The 2,552-nt window shown below is 60.9% G+C and carries 3 protein-coding genes; all 3 read left to right on the forward strand.

From position 1 onward, the window contains the following. The coding region (locus IEX25_RS19520) for a SulP family inorganic anion transporter (protein ID WP_188717373.1) at positions 1–1,079 on the forward strand (1,079 nt) is incomplete at its 5' end. A 248-nt stretch (positions 1,080–1,327) separates the two neighbouring features. Then, complete coding sequence (locus IEX25_RS19525) at positions 1,328–1,621, forward strand: hypothetical protein (RefSeq protein ID WP_103175107.1); 294 nt, start codon at positions 1,328–1,330, stop codon at positions 1,619–1,621. A 343-nt stretch (positions 1,622–1,964) separates the two neighbouring features. Continuing rightward, on the forward strand, positions 1,965–2,243 hold the full coding sequence (locus tag IEX25_RS19530) for an SH3 domain-containing protein (protein WP_103175108.1): 279 nt from the start codon (positions 1,965–1,967) through the stop codon (positions 2,241–2,243). The last annotated feature ends 309 nt before the right edge of the window (positions 2,244–2,552 follow it).

Genomic DNA, 2,552 nt, shown 5'->3' on the forward strand with positions numbered 1-2,552 from the left:
CCCGGCTGGCCACGCTCATGCGCTATGTGTCGAACTCGGTCCGAACCGGCTTTGTCAATGCACTGGCCATCCTGATCTTCGCCGCGCAACTGCCGCATATCCTGAATGCCGGACCCAGTGGCTATGCCGTGATCGCAACCGGGCTTGCCGTGATCTATCTGGCACCGCGCCTGACAACCAAGATCCCGGCTCCGCTCATCTGCGTGGTCCTTCTGACGGCACTCTGTTCGGGTTTCGGGATCGACGTGCCGCGGGTTGCGGACCTTGGCGCGCTTCCTGACGGGCTGCCGGCCTTCCACATTCCCGATGTGCCTTGGGATCTTGATCTCCTCAGCATCATCTTCATCCCGGCGCTCGCCATCGCGACTGTCGGTCTTCTGGAGAGCCTGATGACGGCGGGGGTCGTCGATGACCAGACGGGCACGCCGTCGGACAAGAATGCCGAGGCCAGGGGCCTGGGCGCGGCCAATGTCGCGGCCAGCCTGTTCGGCGGCATCGCCGGTTGCGGAATGATCGGGCAGACCGTCTCGAACGTCAAATATGGCGGACGCGGAAGGCTCTCGACGCTGGCGGCTGGAGGGCTGCTGCTGGTGTTGATGGTTGCGGCGGGTGACCTGATCGGCCAGGTGCCGATGGCGGCGCTCGTGGCGATCATGATCATGGTCTCGATCGACACGCTGGACTGGGGATCGCTGAAGCGGCTGCGGGCCACGCCTCGCTTGTCCAATCTGGTGATGCTCGCGACAGTGGGGGTGACGATCCTCAGCCACAACCTCTCGCTGGGGGTACTGATCGGCGTGCTGATGAGCGGCCTGTTCTTTGCCGCCAAGGTGGCCGCCATGCAGCATGTCCGCCGCGAGGGCGACCATTACATCGTCGAGGGGCAGATCTTCTTTGCCTCGGCCGAAGCCTTCATCGAGGCCTTCGATCCGATCGACCACGATGGCCCGGTCACCATCGACCTGTCGCGCGCCAGGCTGTGGGACATCACGGCCCTGGCAGCAGTCGACAAGGTGCGCGACCGCTTCCTGCGCCACAACCTGCCCCTCACCGTAAAGGGGCTTGAAGGTTCAGCCTGAGTGGCTTTCCGTAAGGGCAAGGTCTGTTTGTCTGGTGGGCCAGGGAGAGAGCGTTCTCGGCTGCGAGGCCCGGCACGCTGAGGATTGGAAAGCGCCGCAGCTTCCCGGCGACTCCTTCTTGTATACAGCTTAGACCTTTACTCGCCAGAGAGAGCCCACGCCCATCTGACGATCCGTCACTCTTTGTGATCGGGATGGTCGTCTGGCCGTGTCAGGATAGGAGACCGTCTTGTCCATCAGGCTACTTGATGAAACCTCTCGTGTTGAACACCCGCACGGCAAATCGTGTGAGGACTGCTGCCTGGAGTCTTGCAGCGTTATTGGTTCTTTCGCCTTTGTTGGCGACCTCCGTCACCGACCAGGTCGCCTGGGGCGTCTTCGATTTCATCTTCGCCGCTCTGCTGCTCGGCGGCCTTGGAGTAGGCTGGGAAATAATCCTGAAAGCGACACGTCATCGCCTCTGGCGGGCGGTCCTTGCCCTGGCCCTCCTAGGGTCAGTTCTGTTGATCTGGGCCGAACTTGCAGTGAGCATCATCCACTAAGAGCCCTTTCCATGGTATTCTGATGATCCTCGGCGCGGACCATGGTCATTCCGCCAGCCGTGTCTTGGCGCTTCGTTGTCGTAGAAGACAACATGGGAATAAGCGCTCTTCAGCGCCGGGATGACCAGCATTGAAGAAGAATGTCAGCCGAGGTGACGCTGTTGTTGCCGACCGCCGGATCGATCAAGGCTCTGCTGCCCCGATGAAAGTACGGCCAGGATCGTCGCATGGTACGGGGCTTCAGCGTCTCTCCGTGTGCAAGCCCATACCCGTGTCGGGCAGCACTCTGCTGTCATTTGGCGTATGGGTGTCGTAGTGATAGCGAAAAGACCTAGGACAGATAATGCGAATTCATCTTGCTTCTCTTCTCGCGCTCATGGTCGCCGCCGGATGCGCGGTCGGTTCTGGTGCGGTGGTGAAGGGCGCGGGGCCCCACGACCTTCTGAAGCTGCGCGAAGGCCCTGGCCTGGAGCACAACATCATAATCGGCCTGCCCGACGGAACGCGCCTTACCCGCCAGAACTGCCTGACGAACAATGGCAAAGTCTGGTGCAAAGTCTTTCTCACGGAGAAGCCCGGTATCTCGGGCTACGTTTCCGCGGACTATCTGGCGCATCGTTGACCGCTACATCGGCCCATAGCTGCTGGCCGCTTTGGCATTGTGCTGCGCTGCGGCTTTTCTCAAACCAGCCCTTCATGTTTGCTTTGAAACGCAGGGCCGGGGAGTGCAGTCTCAAATCCGGTTGGAGATGGCTCCGGTCAAGTCCATGAGGACTTTCAACTGATGAGGCGTGGGTTCTGCAGTCAGATGCTGGACCGAGCCAATCTGAACCGCCCCTGGTTTACCGGAGAGTAAAACACTCAAAGGATGAGCCCTATGTCAAAGCCGAGATTCACCCCCGCCTATCCGGCCGAGCTTCGCGAACGCGGT

This window comes from Paracoccus acridae (genome assembly GCF_014642735.1).
Classification (GTDB): Bacteria; Pseudomonadota; Alphaproteobacteria; order Rhodobacterales; family Rhodobacteraceae; genus Paracoccus; species Paracoccus acridae.